This window comes from Falsiroseomonas sp. RANM36, from assembly GCF_056682175.1.
In genome coordinates this window covers 174257-191612 of the sequence record NZ_JBWXTD010000004.1, presented here as the reverse complement: position 1 = coordinate 191612, position 17356 = coordinate 174257, and the positions used below count along the sequence as shown (strand labels likewise).

The following is a 17356-nucleotide window of genomic DNA, read 5'->3' as shown; positions in this document are numbered from 1 at the left end:
TCTCCGGACTGCCGCGGGCGGGCGGGCGCTGCCCGCCGGGGGCCGGCCGGGGGGGGGGGCGCGGCGGCGCCCGGCGACGGCGGGCGCCTCCCCGCCGCCGCGGCGGCGCGCCAGTTCACGATAGGCGGCGCGGATCGCCTCCGCCTGGGCATCGGGGAAGCGCCCGGCGAGGAACAGGCGGCGGATCGCCTCGCCGGTTTCCTGCAGCGTCGCCCTTCCGGCCTCCAGCGCCGCGACACGTTCGCGCAGCTTCGGCTCGATGCCGTTGGCGGCGACATACGCGCGATAGGCGTCCGCGGTGGTGGCGAAGCCGTCCGGCACGCTCACGCCTTCCGCCGCCAGCGTGCGCGTCATCTCGCCGAGGGAGGCGTTCTTGCCGCCCACGCGCGGGACGTCGCCGATGCCCAGCGTCTCGAACCAGGCGATGGTGCTGTCCGGCATCTTCTTCTCCCAACTGCCTTCTGTTCTTCTGCGGCGATGGGCGCGCATCATGCCGCGCCGCTCCGGCGCCGTCCTTGAGCCAGATCATCGCAGCGGCGCGATCCGCCGGCTCCGCTGCGCGGCGCCTGATGGTCAACCATGCGGCGCACACGGCCTTCGAGAGATCCGGCGCGGAACGGGGAGGCCCGGCGCCGCGCGCCGCTGGGGGGGAGTGCCGTCGCATGCTCGTGCTGTCGCGCCGAAGGCTGGATGCCGTGTTGATGGACCTCGACGGCGTGCTGACCGACACTGCGCGGCTGCACGCGGCCGCCTGGAAGGCGCTGTTCGATCCGCTGCTGCGGCGGCTGGCGCAGGAAGGCGGCCCGCCCTTCCGCCCCTTCGACGCGGAGGCGGAATATCGCGCCCTGGTGGATGGCCGCCGGCGGGAGGACGGGGTGCGCGCCGTCCTCGCGGCGCGCGGCATCACGCTGCCCGACGGCGCGCCCGGCGACGCGCCGGCGGCGATGACGGTCGCGGCGCTCGTCGCGCGCAAGCAGGCGATCTTCCAGGATCTGCTGCGCAGCCAGGGCGTCGAGCCCGCTCCCGGCGCGGCCGCGCTGCTGCATGCGCTGCAGCGCGCGGGCCTGCCGGTGGCGGTGGTCTCGGCCAGCCGCAACTGCGCCGCGGTGCTCGCCGCGGCCGATCTCGACCGCCTGGTGGCGCTGCGCGTGGATGGTGTGGAATCGGCGCGGCTCGGGCTGCCGGGCAAGCCCGCGCCCGACATCTTCCTTGAGGCGGCGCGCCGCCTCCCGGCCGGGGGTGGCGGTGACGAACAGCGGGGGCTCGGCCGCTGCGCGAACGATGGTCCGCCCCATGAGCAGGCCGCGTGCCGTGCCCTCGTCAAGCGGGGTGAGCAGCGCGCCGACCGGGCCTTCCAGCCGCGTCGGCGGCAGCGGCTCCACCGCGAGATAGGCAGGACGGCCGGGCTGCACGGTGACCTCCGCCCGGCGGCTGCCGGCGCCGGCCGAAAGGCGGAAGGGCGCCGCGGCCGGCGGGATCACCAGCGCATCCTGTGCCGCGAGCGGCGCCAAGGGACGATCATCCAGCAGGATCGGAACCTCGCCGACCAGCGGCAGGCCCGGCGCCGGGTAGCCAGCCGGCAGCAGCATCAGCACGGCGCCGGGCTGCGCGGCGCCATCACGCAGGCGCTGTGCCTCGTCCGGCGGCAGGGGGACCAGGTTCGGCGGCGTCACGCAGCCGCCAAGCAGCATCAGGGACAGCAGGACGACGAGACGCATCGCACGCCTCCAGGGCCGGATCGTTGGCAAGCCGAGCCTTCGTTGCGCCCTGTGTCAAGCGCGATGGCCTTTTCGCACCCGCGCGCCGGTGGCAGCCTGCTCCCTGAGAAAGGGACGCGCATGAGCACCAACGAGACCGAGATCCTTGCCTGGCTGGCCAGGCAGAAAGACGCGATGATCGAGACGCTGCGCGAGATGGTGGACACCGACGGCGGCAGCTACGACAAGGCCGGCGTGGACGCCGTCGGCGCGCAGGTCGCCCGCTTCATGGCAGCGCACGGCATCCCGGTGCGGACGATCCCGCAATCGCGCTACGGCGACTGCCTCCGCGCGGTGGTGGAGGCCGGAGGTGGCGCCGGTCGCGGCAACGCCCGGGAAAACATCCTGCTGATGGGCCATCGCGACACCGTCTTCCCGAAGGGCGAGCCGCAGCGCCGCCCCTTCACGATCGAGGGCGACCGCGCCTATGGCCCCGGCGTGGCGGACATGAAGGCCGGGCTGGTGATGAACATGTTCGTCCTCGCGGCCTTCCGGAAATTCGGCGGCGCGCCCGGGCCGCTGGTCGGCCTCTTCACCGGCGACGAGGAGATCGGCTCCCCCGAAGGCCGCCCGGTGATCGAGGCCGAGGCCCGCGCTGCGCGCGTGGTGTTCAATTCCGAGCCTGGCCGCCCGGACCGGGGCGTGGTCACCGGCCGCAAGGGCGGCGTCTTCATGATCTTCGACATCGAGGGCAAGGCGGCGCATTCCGGCGGCAATTTCGAGCAGGGCATCAGCGCCATCGGCGAGCTTGCCGCGAAGATCACCGCGATCCATGCGCTCACCGACCTCGCGCGCGGCATCACGCTGAATGTCGGGCTGGTGCAGGGCGGGCAGAGCGTGAACACCGTCGCCCCCTGGGCGCAGGGCCAGATCGACCTGCGCTATGTCGAGCCCGCCGACCGCGACGAGGTGATGGCGAAGATCGAGGCGATCATCGCCCGCGCCCATGTGCCGGGCACGCGCGCGACGCTGACCATCCGCGGTGAGTTCCTGCCGCTGACGCAGGACGCGGCCTCGAAGCGGGTCTACCAGCTCTATCATGCGGCTGCGGCCGAGAGCGGCTTCGAGGCCCGGGCGAACTTCTCCGGCGGCTGCGCCGATTCCGGCTTCACCGCGGCGATGGGCGCGCCGACGCTCTGCGCCGTCGGCCCGGTCGGCGGCAAGGCGCACAGCCCGGAGGAATATCTCGAGCTCGACAGCCTGGTGCCGCGCGCGCAGGCGCTGGCACGCGCCATCCTGCGGCTCGACAGCGCGGGGATCTGAGCGGTGCCGGGGCGGGGTGCGGAGGGCGCGGCGCCGCCCGAGGTCGCGCCGCTGCTGCGCACCATCGCCATGCCGGCGGACGCCAACCCCTCGGGCGACATCTTCGGCGGCTGGCTGCTCGGGCTGATGGACCTCGCCGGCGGCAACGCCGCGATCCGCCGCGCGCGGGGCCGTGTCGCAACGGTCGCGGTGGATGCGATGGTGTTCCACCGCCCGGTCTTCGTCGGCGACGAGGTGAGCCTCTATGCCGAGGTCGCCGCGGTCGGGCGAAGCTCCATCCGCGTCCATGTCGAGGCCTGGCGACGCCCGCTCGCGGCGACCGAGAGCGAGCGCGTGACGGAAGGCGTCTTCACCTTCGTGGCGATCGGCGAAGACCGCCGCCCGCGCCCGGTGCCGGAGGAGCCCGCCGCATGAGCGACCCGCAGTCCCACGCCCCCTGGGCGATCCTGCGCCCGCACCGCATCCGCTGGGCGGAGTGCGACCTGTATGGCCATGTGAACCACGCCGCATACCTGACGCTGTTCGAGGATCTGCGCGTGGACCACTGGCAGGCGCTGAGCGGGCGCCCGGTCTCGCCTGAATTCGCCGGCCCCGTCGTGGCGCAGATCGAGGCGCGCTACCTGCGCGCCGTCGGCTTCAACGACGAGGTCATGCTGGCCTGCCGCGTCGGCGGCTTCCGCCGCACCTCCTTCGTCCATGAATACGCGCTGTTGAAGGATGGCGAGGCCTGCTGCACCGCGCGCGCCGTCTGCGTCATCACCCGTCAGGACACCGGCGAGAAGGTGCCGATCTGGGCCGAGCTGCGCGAGGCGCTGCTGGCGGAAGGCGCGGCCGAGGGGTAGGGCCGCTTCGTTCCGCCCCTGCGGCCCCGCCTTGCCCCGGCCGGTGCCGCCGCGCCACTCTCCGCGCCATGATCCCCGACCGCCCCTATCGCCTGATCCTCAACCGCCGCCACGGCACGCCCGGCGTGGTCGTGCTGCCGGACGGCCATTTCCGCCGTGCCCGCGCGGAGATCGAATCCTGGCCCGGCTACGCTCCCACGCCCCTGGTGCCGCTGGACGATGTCGCGAAGGCCGCGCGCGTCGCCGCCGTCCACTACAAGGACGAGGGCGGGCGCTTCGGTCTCGGCTCCTTCAAGGCGCTCGGCGGCGCCTATGCCGTCGCGCGCCTGCTGATCGCCGAGCTCGCGCGCCGCGGGGTCGCGAACAATGCGACGACCACCGAGCTGGAGCAGGGCGCCCACCGGGAGGCCGCGCAGGCCATCACCGTCACCTGCGCGACCGACGGCAACCATGGCCGGTCCGTCGCCTGGGGCGCGCAGCGCTTCGGCTGCCGCTGCGTGATCTTCGTCCATGAGGGCGTCAGCCAGGGACGCCGCGACGCGATCGCCCGATACGGCGCCGAGATCCGCGTGGCGCCGGGCAATTACGACCACGCGGTGCGCGCCTGCGCGCATGAGGCCGAGCGCGAGGCCTGGTTCGTCGTCTCCGACACCTCCTGGCCCGGCTATACGGAAGTGCCGCGCGACGTGATGCAGGGCTACCGGCTGATGGCCGACGAGGCGGCCGACCAGCTCGATGCGCCGCCCACCCATGCCTTCGTGCCCGGCGGCGTCGGCGGCGTCGCTGCGGCGGTCTCCGTGCAGATGCGCGCGCGCTATGGCGGCGCGGTGAAGGTCGTGGCGGTGGAGCCGGAGAAGGCCGCCTGCCTGCTCGCCTCCGCCGAGGCCGGCGAGCCCATCAGCGTCGAGGGCGAGCTCGACACGCTGATGGCCGGCCTCGCCTGCGGCGAGCCCAGCCTGCTCGCCTGGCAGGAGCTGGAGCGCGGCGCCTTCGCCTTCATGGCGGTGCCCGATGAGAGTGCGGTGGATTGCATGCGCCTGCTCGCGCGCCGCCGGCCGAAGCTGGTGGCGGGGGAGAGCGCGGTGGCCGGGCTCGCGGCGCTGCTGCTTGCCGCGCGCGATCCCTTGTCGCGCGCCATGCTCGGACTTGATGGCGCCAGCCGCGTGCTGCTCTTCGGCACCGAGGGCGCGACCGACCCGGACACCTATGCACAGCTTTTGGGCAGCGATGCCGCCGCCGGTTGACAGCCTGCCGCGGCTTGCCCATCGGTGCGGCCATCGCAGCAACCGGCCCGCAGGGCCGGATCAGGGAGCCACACGTCAATGACCGATCTGTTCCTGACCCGCCGCCGTGCGCTCGCGCTCGGCACCGGTGCGCTGGCCGTTCCCGCGCTCGGCCTGCGCAGCGCCGCCGCCCAGGGCGCGTGGCCGAGCCAGCCCGTGCGCATGGTGGTTCCCTTCGCCGCCGGCGGCCCCACCGACGTGCCCGCGCGGATGATCGCCGAGGAGATGTCGAAGGCGCTGCCGCAGCGCATCGTGGTGGAGAACCGCACCGGCTCCGGCGTGGTGATCGGGACCGACATGGTCTCCAAGGGCCCGCAGGACGGCTCGATGATGCTCTACACGACCGTCGCGCATGCCGTGCTGCGCCCGATGTTCGCGCGCCTGCCCTTCGACCCCGTCGCCGATTTCACGCCGGTCACGCTGGTCGGCCAGGTGCCGGTGATCCTGCTGGTGAACAAGGACTTCCCGGCGCAGAACCTGCAGGACTTCATCAAGCTGCTGCGCGACAACCCGGGGAAATACGACTACGCCTCCTCGGGCAATGGCGGCGCGGTGCATCTCGCGACCGAGCTGTTCCTGCACAAGGCCGGCGGGCTGAAGGTGAACCACATCCCGTTCCGCGGCTCCTCCGCCGCGATCCCGGAGATCCTGGCCGGCCGCATCCCGATGATCTTCGACATCGCCGCCTCCGCGCTGCCCTATGCGCGCTCGGGCGAGTTGCGCGCGCTGGCGATCAGCACGAAGGAGCGCTCCGCGCTGGCGCCGGAGATCCCGACCTTCATCGAGCAGGGCGTCGCCGGCTACGAGGCCTATACTTGGCACATGGTGCTGGTGCGGTCCGGCACGCCGCAGCCGGTGGTGCAAGCGATCAACCGGGCGGTGAACGCCGCGGTGCAGTTGCCGAACGTGCAGGAGCGCCTGAAGGGCCTGGCGATGCAGGTGGTGGGCAATGGCAGCCCGGCCGACGCCGCCGCCTATCTGAAGAGCGAGATGGACACGCTCGAGCCCGTGGTCCGCGCCGCCGGCATCCGCGCGAACTGAGCTGGCCTGGGGGGGGGGCACGGCCGCGCCGCGCCTCCCCGCCCTAACCGCCGAGCCGCGGGACCACGGGCGCGATCGCGGCCGGTCCCGGTCCGATCGCCACCTGCACCATCGCCTGCGGCCGCGCCTGCCATTGGCAGAGGACCGGCTTGGCCCGCAGGTTCTGCCCGCGCTCGTCGAAGCGCGCGCCCCAGCCGGTCGCGGTCGTGCCCTCCGCGATGTCGAGCGCCTGCACCCCGGCCCGCACCCGGTCTCGCTCCGTCCCGCCCGCGCGCTGCAGCGCATCGAGGAACAGGCGCGCGCCGACGAAGCAGGCCAGGCTGTGGCCGGAGCGCGGCTCGGCGCCGTAGCGCCGCAGATAGGTCTCGGCGAAGGCGCGCGCGCCGGGCGCGAAGCGTTCGTTCACCGCGAAGGGCGTCCAGTCCGCGCTCATCGCGCCGAGCAGGGAATCGCCCACGCTGCGCGCGGTCTCCGCCAGGCCGTAGCCGCCGGCCGTGCCGATCACCATGCGCGGCCGCCAGCCCGCATCGCGCAGTGCCCGGAACAGCAGCAGCTCGTCGCCCGGCGCGCCGGTATGCAGCACGACATCGGCTTCCTGCCCCCGCAGGCGCTGCACCAGCGCGTTGAGGTCCGCCGCGCGCGGCGCGTAGGTCGCCCGCTCCACCAGCGTGAGCCCGCGGATGCGCGCCAGCGCCTCCTGCGCCGCGGCGACGGATTGCCCGCCCGGCGCGTCCTCATGCGCGATCGCCAGCCGCAGGGCGGCGGGCGCGAGGCCCGCGGCCGGCGCCAGCACCTCGAACACGCCCTCGATCGCCGTCGCGGCGAAGTCCATGGCGCCCGGGGAGGCCCGGAAGACCGAGCGGAACCCGCGCTCGACCACCGCATCGCTGATCGCGCCGAGCTCGAACCAGGGGATCCCCGCGGCCTCCGCGATCTGGGAGGCGGGAAGCGCGATGGAGGCCGAGAAGCTGCCGAAGATGGCCGCCACCCGGTCGGCGCCCGTTGTCAGCCGCCGGGCCTCCGCCGCCGAGGCCGCCTCGTCCGGCGCATCGGCGCGCACCAGCCGCAGCGGCCGTCCGAGCACCCCGCCGGACGCGTTGCGTTCCTCCACCGCGAGTTCGACACCCCGGAAGCTCTCGTCCCCCAGCAGCGCGAGCGGGCCGGAGAGCGGGAACAGCGCGCCGAGGCGAAGCTCGGAGGCCTGTGCGGCGGGCTGCTGGGCGATCGCGGGGCGCGCCAGGCAGGGCAGCGTTGCCGCGGCGGCGAAGGCCAATCCCCTGCGGCCGAACCGAGCACGGCGCCCCTGCTCCCGGACGCGCTCGCGCATGCCGCGCCGTCTCCTCAACCCATCGCGCGCTACCTCACATCGGCCGGACGCGGCGCGCAAGCCTCGGCGGCGTCTTGACCGCGCCGGCATCGGCGTGGTCCCTCCGCCTGCAGGAGAGGGTGCACGGCATGGTTGCGGTTCCTGAGGAAATGACGCTGATCGGCCATGGCGCCGGCGGCGGGCCGGAGGTGCTGGTGCCGGCGCGCGGGCCGGTTCCGGTGCCGGGCGCCGACGAGGTGCTGATCCGCTGCATGGCGATCGGCGTGAACCGGCCCGACGTGGCGCAGCGCAGCGGCAGCTACCCGCCGCCGCCCGGCGCGAGCCCGGTGATCGGCCTGGAATGCGCCGGCGAGGTGGTGGCGGTCGGTGCGGCGGTGCGGCGCTGGAAGCCGGGCGATCGCGTCACCGCGCTGACCAATGGCGGCGCCTATGCCGAATACTGCACCGCGCCGGAGACGCAGGCGCTGCCCTGGCCCAAGGGCTACGACGCGATCCAGGCCGCGGCGCTGCCCGAGACCTATTTCACCGTGTACGCGAACCTGTTCGGCCATGGCCGCCTCGCAGCGGGCGAGAGCGTGCTGATCCATGGCGGCACCTCCGGCATCGGCGTCACGGCGATCCAGCTTGCCAAGGCCTTCGGTGCGACGGTGATCGCGACCGCGGGCAGCGACGACAAGGTGGCGGCGTGCCGGGAGCTCGGCGCCGATGCCGGCGTCAACTACCGCCGCCAGGACTTCGTGGAGGCGGTGAAGCAGGCGACCGGCGGCAAGGGCGTCGACGTCGTGCTCGACATGGTCGGCGCGCCCTATTTCGCCCGTAACATCCGCTGCCTGAAGCTCGACGGCAGGCTGGTGATGATCGCCTTCCTCGACGGGCATGTGGTGGAGAGCGTGGACCTGCGCCCGATCATGGTGAAGCGCCTGACCGTCACCGGCAGCACGATGCGGCCGCGGACGACGAAGGAGAAGGCCGCGATCGCCGCCGCGCTGGAAGCCAAGGTCTGGCCGCTGCTGGAAGCCGGCCAATGCGCCCCGCGCATCTTCCGCACCTTCACGCTGGCCGAGGCCGCCGAGGCGCACCGGCTGATGGAGAGCAGTGCGCATATCGGCAAGATCATGCTGACGGTGGGATGAGCCATGCTCGGCCTCGCGGTGCTGCTGGCGGGGCTGGCGATGCTGATCCTGGCCGCGCGCATCGGCGCGCGCGGCGCCCGCGGCCTCACCCAGGGCGTCGCCGTGCTGGTGGTGATGGCCGGGGCGCTGATGCTGCTGCGCCGCCCCGGATCGGGTCTGGGCCTGCCCGGCCATGGCCCGCGCCGCTGGCACCAGCCCTGACGAGCGGAATGCCGTGAACCTCCATCGCCTGCTGCTCAAGCGCGAAGCCGAAGGCCAGCCGATCCGCGTGGCCGTGATCGGCGCCGGCAAGTTCGGCTCGATGTATCTGCACCAGGCGCCGCGGACGCCGGGCATGGTGATTCATGGCATCGCCGACCTCTCGCCGCCGCGCGCGCGGGAGGCGCTGGCGCGCATCGGCTGGGAATCGTCGCGCGTAGCCGAGACGTGCATCACCGAGGACGCGCTCGCGCTGATCGCCGATCCGCAGGTGGAGGTCGTGGTCGAGGCCACCGGCGATCCCGCCGCCGGCCTGCGCCATGCCCGCCACGCGATCCGCCACGGCAAGCATGTGGTGATGGTTAATGTGGAGGCCGATGTCCTCGCCGGCCCCGTGCTGGCGCGGGAGGCGGAGGCGGCCGGCGTGGTCTACTCCATGGCCTATGGCGACCAGCCCGCGCTGGTCGCGGAGATGGTGGACACGATCCGCGCCGCCGGCTTCTCCGTGGTCGCCGCGGGTAAGGGCACGAAGTACCTGCCGCGCTACCACGCCTCCACGCCGGAGACCGTATGGGACTTCTACGGGCTGACGGCGGAGCAGGCGCGCGCGGGGGGGATGAACCCGCGCATGTTCAACTCTTTCCTGGACGGCACGAAGTCCGGCATCGAGATGGCGGCGATCGCCAATGCCTGCGCGCTGGCGCCGCCCGAGGACGGGCTGCTCTTCCCGCCCTGCGGCACGGCGCAACTGCCGAACCTGCTGCGCCCGCACAACGAGGGCGGCGTGCTGCCGCGCAAGGGCATGGTGGAGGTCGTGTCGTCGCTGACGCGCGACGGCGCCGAGATCCCGGACAACCTCCGCTGGGGCGTCTATGTCGTGTTCGAGGGCGAGACGGAGTACGCGCGCCGCTGTTTTTCCGAGTACGGCGTCGCGACGGATTCCTCCGGCCGCTACGCGGCGCTGTGGCGGCCCTATCACTTCATCGGCCTCGAGCTCGGCGTCTCCGTCGCCTCCGCCGCGCTGCGCCGCGAGCCGACGGGGTGCTCTACCAGCTGGACCGCGGACTGCGTCGCCGTCGCCAAGCGGCCGCTGCGCGCCGGCGAGGTGCTGGATGGCGAGGGCGGCGCGACGATTTGGGGCAAGTGCATCCCCGCCTTGCGGTCGCGCGCGATGGGGGCGGTGCCGATCGGGCTCGCGCATGGCGTCGCGCTCGCGCGCGACGTGGCGGCAGGTGCGATGGTGACCGAGGCCGATCTCGCACCGCGTGCCGCCGGCCATGCGGACGAGGCGATCGCGCTGCGCGCCGCGCTCGCCGCCCTGGCCGGCTGATGTGAGCGAGGCATCGCGCCAGCCTCCTCAGGCGCCGATGGGGCCGGCGATCCGGCTTCTGCTGGTCGCCATCCTGCTGTTCGGCGGCGCCTGGCCGGTGACGAAGGCGGCGCTGGCGGATGCGACGCCGCTGTGGTTCGGCACCAGCCGCGCGGGGCTCGCCGCGCTCGTCGCCTTCCTGCTGCTGGCGGTGCTCGGGCGGCTGCGCCTGCCGCGGCGCGAGGACATGCGCGCGGTGCTCGGCCTCGGCATCTTCCAGCTCGGGCTCTTCTTCGTGCTGACGCATCTGGCCGTGGCGCTGGTGCCGGCGGGGCGCACCGCCGTGCTGTCCAACGTCGTCGCCTATTGGCTCATCCCGCTCTCGGTGCTGCTGCTGGGCGAGCGCGTCTCCCCGGCGCGCTGGCTCGCGGCCGGCATCAGCCTGGCGGGCGCGGCGGTGCTGATCGGCCCCTGGGCGGTGGACTGGCGCGACACGCAGGTGCTGCTCGGCCACCTGATGCTGGTGACGGCGAGCCTCGCCTGGGTCGTCGCCATCATCGCCACGCGCCGCTGGCCGCCGCGCACGCCGATCATCGAACTGCTGCCCTGGTGCTTCGCCCTCGGCACGCTGGTGCTTGCGCCGCTGGCGCTGCTGCTGGAGCCGGATGGCGGCATCGGCCGGGGCGCCTGGACGCATATGCTGTTCATCGGCCTCTTCGCCGCCCCGCTCGGCACCTTCTGCGTCATCGAGGCCAGCCGGCGGCTGCCGGGCGCCGTCGCCTCCGTCTGGTTCCTGCTGATCCCGGCCTTCGGCGTGCTGGTCTCGGCGCTCTGGCTCGGCGAGCCGATCGGCTGGGACGTCATCCTCGGCGGCGTGCTGGTGGTGGTCAGCGTGCTGATCGCGGCGCGCGGATGAGGGAGGGGTCATGAAGCTGGCGCTGACGGAAGCGGGGCAGGGCGCGCCGGTCGCCTTCCTGCACGGGCTGCTGGGCGCGGGGCAGAATTTCGGCGCGATCCAGAAGGCGCTCGCCGCCCGCGGCCATCGCGTGCTGGCGCTCGACCTGCGCAACCACGGCGCCTCGCCGCATGCGCCGACCATGTCCTATCCGGAGATGGCGGAGGATGTGGCGGAGACGCTGCGCGATGCCGGCGCCTGGCCCTGCGCGGTGATCGGGCATTCGATGGGCGGCAAGGTCGCGATGGGGCTGGCGCTGGCGCAGGGCGCGGGCGTGACGCGGCTGGTGGTGGCCGACATCGCGCCGGTCACCTACCCGACGCCCCTCTTCACGCAATATGTCGCGGCGATGCGCGCGATCCCGCTGCGCCCCGGCCTGACGCGGCGCGAGGCCGATGCGGCGCTGGTGCAGGCCGTGCCGAACCCGGCGCTGCGCGGCTTCCTGCTGCAGAATCTCCTGTTCGTCGAGGACCCGCCGCGCTGGCGCGTCGCGCTGGATGTCATCGCCGCGCAGTTGCCGGTGATCGGCGGCTGGCCTGACCTGCCCGGGCGCTACGAAGGCACCGTGCTCGTCCTGGCGGGCGCTGCCTCCGACTACATCCGCCCGGAAAGCGAACAGAAATTCCGTGCGCTGTTCCCGGCGGCGCGCTTCGCCAGCATCAAGGCCGGCCACTGGCTGCACGCCGAGAACCCGCAGGACTTTCTCACCGAGGTGGCGGCGTTCCTGGAAGCATAGGGGAGTCCTCCTCGCCCAGCCGCGCGCGCGTCGCGGAATCCCGCCGCGCGCGGAAGGCGGCGAGCAGCGGATGCGCCGCGGTGTCCTTGCGGCCGTAGCCGAGGTTGAATCCCAGGTCGAAATCGGGTGGGTTCACGCCCTGCGCGTGCTGCAGGATGGTCTCGAGCTTGTCGAGGCCTTTCGCCAGCCGCCCTTCCGGCGTGCTGCCGCTTTCATACTCCTCCCACAGCGCCAGGATCTCGGCCCGCTGCGCCGAGGGCAGGGTCATGGTGAGCGTCGCCAGCGCCTCCCGCTCCCGCGCCTCCTTCACGCCGGGCTGGCGCGGCGCGGGGGCGGGGATGTCGCCGGTGAAGGCCTCCGCGAGGTCGTGCACCAGCACGACCTTCACCAGCCTGCCGGCATCCACGCCGAGCGAGGGCGCGAGCAGCATCGCCATCAGGGCTACGCGCCAGGTGTGCTCGGCGGTGCTCTCGGTGCGGCCGGTGCTGGTCCGGCTGTTGCGCAGCGTGTCCTTCAGCCGCTCCACCAGCGCCAGGAAGGCGATGGTGCCGTCGATCTCGGAATCGGTCATGGATGCGATGATAGGATGTGCGCGCGTGACGATCCCAGGCAGGTCTTGCGTCTTGTCGCGAAAGGCCGATCTGCCGCCGCGATGACGACCGAGACATTCCCGGCCGACCGGGCCGGCGCGCTGGCCCGGCTCGCCGCCTTCGGCCCGCGCATGGGGCATACCTACGCCGCCGGGCGCAACACGGATCCCGGCCCCGGCGCGCACCGCGACGTCTCGCGCCTGTCGCCCGCGGTGCGGCACCGGCTGGTGACGGAGGCCGAGCTGGTCGGCGCCGCGCTGGCGGAGCATGGCGCCGAGGCGGCCGAGAAGTTCGTGCAGGAGGTCTTCTGGCGCAGCTACTGGAAGGGTTTTCTCGAGCTCCGCCCGGGCCTCTGGGACGCGTATCGCCGCGACCTTGCGCGGGATCAGGAGGCGGCAACGCGCAGTCCCGCGCTGCGCGACGCGCTTGAGCGCGCCGAGGCTGGCGGCACCGGCATCGCCGGATTCGATGCCTGGGCGGAGGAGCTGCGCGAGAGCGGCTGGCTGCACAACCACGCGCGCATGTGGTTCGCCAGCATCTGGATCTTCACGCTTGAGCTGCCCTGGACGCTCGGCGCCGACTTCTTCCTGCGCCACCTGCTGGATGGCGACGCGGCGTCCAACACGTTGTCCTGGCGCTGGGTCGCGGGGATGCAGACCCGCGGCAAGCATTATGTGGCGCGCGCCGAGAACATCCGAAAGCACACGCTCGGCCGCTTCGATCCGGTCGGCCTGCTGAACGAGAACCCGCTGCCGCTTGCCGCACCGCCGCCGCCCGCGCCGCGCGCCCTGCCGCGCGCCGATGCGCTGCCCGCCGGTCCCTTCGCGCTGCTGCTGCACGAGGACGACCTGCATCCCGAAAGCCTGCTGCGCGCCGGCGCGCCGGTCGCCGCCATCGCCGGCATCGCCGTGCCGGAGGCGCGATCCGCGCGCGGCTGCGCGCCGCTGGTCGCGGACTACGCGCGCGCGGCGCTGCGCGACGGGCTGGACCGCGCATCGCGGCATTTCGGCGCCCCCGCCGTCATGCTGCATCCCGCCGATGTCGCCGCCTGGGCGCGCGGCCACGGGCTTCCCGTCGTCACGCCCTGGGCGCCGGTCGGCTGGACGGCGACGGCGCTGGACGGTCTCGGCGTGACGCTGCTGCGCCTGCGGCGCGACTGGGACGAGGCCTGCTGGCCGCTGGCGACGAAGGGCTTCTTCCCGTTCCGCGAGAACATTCCCGCGCTGATCGCGCGCCTGCAGCCGCGGCCGCCTATGGGCTGAGCGCGGCGCCGAACGCCGTCTCCACTTCCGCCAGCCATTCGGCTTCGCGCCCGGTGTAGCGCGGCGACAGGTGCATCGGCTCCAGCCGCCGAACCCCGGCTGCACGCGCGATCTCGCCGGCGGCACGCGTCGTCAGGTGCCGCCGGTCCGCCGCGATCGCCGCGTCGCCCGCCAGGAACGGCGCCTCGATGAACAGCGTGTCGGCCCCTTGCGCGAGCGCCACCGCCGCCGCGCGGTTCGCCGGCGTGTCGGCGAAATCCGTGAGGTAGGCGACGCGCTGTCCCGGCGTCGCCACCACCAGGTCGCGCAACGCGCCGAGCGGCTGCACGCCGGCCGGCGTCGCGATCACCGCGTCATCCGCCTGTCCTTCGACGATCGCCTGCTTCAGCGCGGCGAGCCACTTCCCCGTCGGCAAGCCGCGCTCGGCCAGGCGCGTGCGCCAGACATTCAGATGCGTCTCCTCGGTCAGCGCATAGCCGATGGAGGGCGTGCCGTGATCCAGCACCGCGGCACGCAGCCCGATCGGTCCCATCCGCAGCAGCGTGCCGTCGGCCTCCGGCAGCACGGGCGGCATCTCCTCCCGCGCGAAGCCCGACTGCAGGCGGAGCCGCGCGGCTGGGAAGGGCGGCGCGGCCGTCACCTCCGTCACTTCGAATGCCAGCGGCGCGGCGATGCGGTCCACCAGGTTCCAGACATAGCTCGCCAGGCGGTGATGCAGATGCGCGGCGAAGCCCGGCGGGCCGACGATGCGCAGAAACGCCTCGCGCCCGATCAGCGGCCGCAGCAGCCGGTCGAAATCCGCCCAGTGGTCCATATGCGCATGGCTGACGCAGAGCAGCTGCACGCGCAGAAGATGCCCGTTCGACAGTGCCGAGAGGTCGCCGCAATCGAACAGCACCGCGCCCGAAGCGTGCATCGCCTCGACGAACACCGCCGGATCGCCGCCGCGGCCGTTGAGCAGCCGCGGATGCAGCGTCGGCGTCATCGCCTATTGCGGCTTGTAGGCGCTGGCCTTCGCCGCATCCGCCGCGCGCCACAGATACCAGGCGGCGATGGAGCGGAAGGGCGCCCAGGCCTCGCCGGCCGCGGCGAGTTCCTTCGGCTTGAGCTGCGCCGCCGCGCCGGTCGCGACCCGAAACCCCTCGCGCACGCCGAAATCGTCCACCGGCAGCACGTCGCGCCGGCCGAGGGTGAAGATCAGCAGCATCTCCACCGTCCAGCGGCCGACGCCGCGGATCGCGCAGAGCCGTTCGATCAGCGCCTCGTCCGCGATGCGCGCGGCGACCCGGCGCGTCGGCACCAGCCCGCCCACCGCCTTCTCCGCGATGTCGCGGATCGCCGCGACCTTGCTGCCCGAAAGCCCGCAGCCGCGGAGCGACTCCACGGGCGTGTCCAGCACCAGCGGCGCGGGCGGGAAGTCGTGCCCCGGGTATAGCGCGACGAAGCGGCCGAGGATCGCCTCCGCTGCCCGGCCATGGACCTGTTGATGCGCGATGGCGCGGACCAGCGCCTCATAGGGCTCGCGCCGCACCGGGCGCAGCGTGCAGGGGCCGATCCGCCGGATCACCGTCTTCAGGACCGGGTCGCGGCGCAGGTGCCGCAGCGCCTCCGGCCCGCAGAGGGCGGGCGCGGCGCGCGGCCGCGCCGGAGCGAGCGCCGTCACCGCCATCCCGCGTCCTTCGGCGTCACGCCGATCCCGCTGCCCGCTTCGACCATCACGCGCCGTCGCCCCGCGCCCATGGGGGGCCGATCATAGTGCCCCAGCGCCGCGCGCCAATGGCCGCGGCGCCGGCGACGCTCAGTGCGCCGCGCCGTGCTGCGGCAGTGGCAGGCCGAGCTCGAGCGCCGTGTTCGCCGCCGCCAGGCCTTCCCACAGAAGCTCCACGCCGATCCACGCGATCAGCGCGAGGCCGATGTAGGCGATGAACTTGTAGCGGTCGAGCAGCCGCGCCAGCGCGCCGCCCAGCAGGCCCATCAGCACGATCGAGACCAGTAGGCCGATCACCAGCATCGGCAGGTTGTTCCGTGCCACCGCGGCCACGGCGAGCACGTTGTCGAGGCTCATCGAGACGTCGGCGATGATGATCTGCCACAGCGCCGCCATCAGCGTCTTCTCGCCGCCGCCATGCTCGCCCGCCTCGTCGTCGCCGGAGTGCCGAAGCTCCTTCCAGAAGCCCCAGGCGATGTAGAGCAGCGCCAGCCCGCCGACGATGTCCACCCACCACAGGCTCAGCAGGAAGGTCGCGAAGACCGAGAAGATGATGCGCAGCACCGCCGCGGCGACGATGCCGAACAGCACCGCGCGGGCGCGCAGATGCTGTGGCAGGCCGGCTGCGGCGAGCCCGATGACCACCGCGTTGTCGCCCGACAGGATGATGTTGAGCCAGAGAATCTCCAGGAATTGCGGCAACTGGCCGATCACGGCGTCCATACGGCGGTCACTCTCCCTCGGGCGGACCGGTCCTGGTCGCGCGTGCAGGCGGCGAGGCTATCGCGGCTTCACCCGTCCGGTAACTTTCCGGTGTCTTGCATCGCCGCAATCCAACGGGCGGGACGACGCGGCTAGGCAGCCTCGCCGGCAGCCGCCCGCAGGGCGACCGTGGCGACGGCGCGCGCGATCGCCTCGGCGCGCGGCAGGTCGATGCTCATCGGCCAGCGATCCTCCGGCGCGTGGAACCAGGGATTGTCGCCGATCAGCGAGAGGTACCGGCCACCGCGGCTCTCGATCTCATGCGCCTCGCCATTCGCCTTGCCGCCCGTCACCACCTCCAGCGGCGCGCGCGGATGGCCGGCCGCGACCAGCGCCTCGGCCATCCGCTCCGCGAGGCCCGGCAGGTTGCTGCGCACGGTGAGCTGCGGCGCGTCCGCGCAGCCGAGATTGGCGCCGAGATGGATCACCAGTGCGCTCCGCGAGGCCAGTTCCGGCTCGGCCCCGAAGGCATGGTGTGCGCCGACATGCCCGATCTCGTGCCCGCAGGTGGCCAGCGCGACGACGCCGTGGCGGCGCGGCGCGGCGGCCAGCGCGCGCAGTGCCTCCAGCCAGGCCAGGATTCCGCCGGCCCGCTCGGCGGTGCTGGTCCACCAGGAGGTGCGCGGCGTCAGCAGCAGCAGCGGCGGCGCGGCGCCGGGCAGATCGGCACGGACATTCGCGCTGGCCCCCGCATCGCGCGTGCCCTGCACGACCAGCCGCGCCGATGCGCCCTGCGCGGCCAGGGCAAGCAGATGCGCGGCCTCCCGCCCCGCCACCTGCAGCACCGGCGGGCCGAAGGGGGTCGCGATGTCATGCACGTTGAGCGGCGCCAGGCTGTCCGGCCTGGTGCGCAGCGCCACCACGATGCCCGCATGGCGGCTGTCGCGGCGTGCCAGCGCGAAGGGATTGCCCGGGAGGCTCGCCGCGCGCGGCAGCATCTCGACGACGCCGATCGGCGCGGCGGAGCCGAGCGGCCCGAGCGCGCCCGTCACGCCCTCGGCGCCGGTCGTGTCGCCATCGAACAGCGGCAGCCCTTCCACCCGCATGCCGCCGGCCTCGAGCCAGGACGCGCCGGGGACGAAGCGCGGGAAGCCGACCGGGTCGAGCCGCGCGGCGGCGGCCCCCCGCCCGGGCCCGGGGCCGCGCCCCGCCGCGGGGGCGGGCTCGCCCCCCCCTACGGCCCCGCGGGC

At 73.6% G+C, this 17356-nt stretch carries 18 protein-coding genes and 1 pseudogene; 12 read left to right on the top strand and 7 right to left on the bottom strand.

The window, feature by feature from the left end; all coding sequences use genetic code 11:
• Nucleotides 1-441, bottom strand: a 441-nt coding sequence (locus tag AC1MIR_RS14710) for a PEP/pyruvate-binding domain-containing protein (RefSeq protein WP_480028940.1), incomplete at its 3' end; no start/stop codon positions are given.
• A 128-nt stretch (nt 442-569) separates the two neighbouring features.
• Here AC1MIR_RS14710 and AC1MIR_RS14705 point away from each other — a divergent pair.
• The 6 genes and pseudogenes from AC1MIR_RS14705 to AC1MIR_RS14680 all read left to right on the top strand — a co-directional run.
• A pseudogene (locus AC1MIR_RS14705) lies at nt 570-1169 on the top strand (HAD family hydrolase); the annotation flags it as partial.
• A 669-nt stretch (nt 1170-1838) separates the two neighbouring features.
• The gene (locus AC1MIR_RS14700; RefSeq protein ID WP_480029549.1) at nt 1839-3020 is read left to right on the top strand and encodes a M20 family metallopeptidase; all 1182 of its coding nucleotides are present in this window, start codon (nt 1839-1841) and stop codon (nt 3018-3020) included.
• Between the two features lie 69 nt (nt 3021-3089).
• Entirely contained in the window at nt 3090-3434 is a 345-nt protein-coding gene (locus AC1MIR_RS14695; protein WP_480029548.1) for an acyl-CoA thioesterase, read from the top strand.
• Entirely contained in the window at nt 3431-3862 is a 432-nt protein-coding gene (locus tag AC1MIR_RS14690) for an acyl-CoA thioesterase (protein ID WP_480028939.1), read from the top strand. Before AC1MIR_RS14695 ends, AC1MIR_RS14690 begins: the two co-directional genes overlap by 4 nt.
• Nucleotides 3863-3930: 68 nt before the next feature.
• A complete protein-coding gene (locus AC1MIR_RS14685; RefSeq protein ID WP_480028938.1) occupies nt 3931-5106 on the top strand; it encodes a diaminopropionate ammonia-lyase in 1176 nt (391 codons plus the stop codon).
• Between the two features lie 78 nt (nt 5107-5184).
• Nucleotides 5185-6186: a Bug family tripartite tricarboxylate transporter substrate binding protein gene (locus tag AC1MIR_RS14680; RefSeq protein ID WP_480028937.1), complete on the top strand. Its 1002-nt coding sequence runs from the start codon at nt 5185-5187 to the stop codon at nt 6184-6186.
• A 43-nt stretch (nt 6187-6229) separates the two neighbouring features.
• Here AC1MIR_RS14680 and AC1MIR_RS14675 read toward each other — a convergent pair whose 3' ends face one another.
• A complete protein-coding gene (locus AC1MIR_RS14675; protein ID WP_480028936.1) occupies nt 6230-7513 on the bottom strand; it encodes an ABC transporter substrate-binding protein in 1284 nt (427 codons plus the stop codon).
• Nucleotides 7514-7641: 128 nt separating this feature from the next.
• Here AC1MIR_RS14675 and AC1MIR_RS14670 point away from each other — a divergent pair, with 128 nt between their 5' ends.
• From AC1MIR_RS14670 to AC1MIR_RS14650, 5 genes are read left to right on the top strand one after another with little or no spacing between them, the layout of a single operon-like run.
• Nucleotides 7642-8646, top strand: a complete 1005-nt coding sequence (locus AC1MIR_RS14670; protein ID WP_480028935.1) for an NAD(P)H-quinone oxidoreductase — start codon at nt 7642-7644, stop codon at nt 8644-8646.
• 3 nt (nt 8647-8649) lie between these two features.
• Entirely contained in the window at nt 8650-8847 is a 198-nt protein-coding gene (locus AC1MIR_RS14665; RefSeq protein ID WP_480028934.1) for a hypothetical protein, read from the top strand.
• Nucleotides 8848-8860: 13 nt separating this feature from the next.
• Nucleotides 8861-10174, top strand: a complete 1314-nt coding sequence (locus tag AC1MIR_RS14660) for an NAD(P)H-dependent oxidoreductase (protein ID WP_480028933.1) — start codon at nt 8861-8863, stop codon at nt 10172-10174.
• A 37-nt stretch (nt 10175-10211) separates the two neighbouring features.
• Nucleotides 10212-11069 carry a DMT family transporter gene (locus tag AC1MIR_RS14655; protein WP_480028932.1) on the top strand — a complete coding sequence of 286 codons (858 nt, stop codon included), beginning with the start codon at nt 10212-10214 and terminating at the stop codon, nt 11067-11069.
• Between the two features lie 10 nt (nt 11070-11079).
• A complete protein-coding gene (locus AC1MIR_RS14650; protein WP_480028931.1) occupies nt 11080-11844 on the top strand; it encodes an alpha/beta fold hydrolase in 765 nt (254 codons plus the stop codon).
• Here the strand turns inward: AC1MIR_RS14650 and AC1MIR_RS14645 are convergent.
• Nucleotides 11813-12415, bottom strand: coding sequence for an HD domain-containing protein (locus tag AC1MIR_RS14645; protein WP_480028930.1), 603 nt, complete (start codon nt 12413-12415; stop codon nt 11813-11815). The two genes, AC1MIR_RS14650 and AC1MIR_RS14645, sit on opposite strands and share 32 nt — an antisense overlap.
• A gap of 81 nt (nt 12416-12496) precedes the next feature.
• Here AC1MIR_RS14645 and AC1MIR_RS14640 point away from each other — a divergent pair, with 81 nt between their 5' ends.
• Nucleotides 12497-13696, top strand: coding sequence for an FAD-binding domain-containing protein (locus tag AC1MIR_RS14640; RefSeq protein WP_480028929.1), 1200 nt, complete (start codon nt 12497-12499; stop codon nt 13694-13696).
• Here AC1MIR_RS14640 and AC1MIR_RS14635 read toward each other — a convergent pair.
• The 4 genes from AC1MIR_RS14635 to AC1MIR_RS14620 all read right to left on the bottom strand — a co-directional run.
• Nucleotides 13686-14681, bottom strand: a complete 996-nt coding sequence (locus tag AC1MIR_RS14635; protein WP_480028928.1) for an MBL fold metallo-hydrolase — start codon at nt 14679-14681, stop codon at nt 13686-13688. The two genes, AC1MIR_RS14640 and AC1MIR_RS14635, sit on opposite strands and share 11 nt — an antisense overlap.
• Before the next feature lie 3 nt (nt 14682-14684).
• Complete coding sequence (locus AC1MIR_RS14630) at nt 14685-15365, bottom strand: DNA-3-methyladenine glycosylase family protein (protein WP_480028927.1); 681 nt, start codon at nt 15363-15365, stop codon at nt 14685-14687.
• Between the two features lie 129 nt (nt 15366-15494).
• Entirely contained in the window at nt 15495-16127 is a 633-nt protein-coding gene (locus tag AC1MIR_RS14625) for a YjbE family putative metal transport protein (protein WP_480028926.1), read from the bottom strand.
• A 131-nt stretch (nt 16128-16258) separates the two neighbouring features.
• Nucleotides 16259-17356, bottom strand: a 1098-nt coding sequence (locus AC1MIR_RS14620) for a hypothetical protein (RefSeq protein WP_480028925.1), incomplete at its 5' end; no start/stop codon positions are given.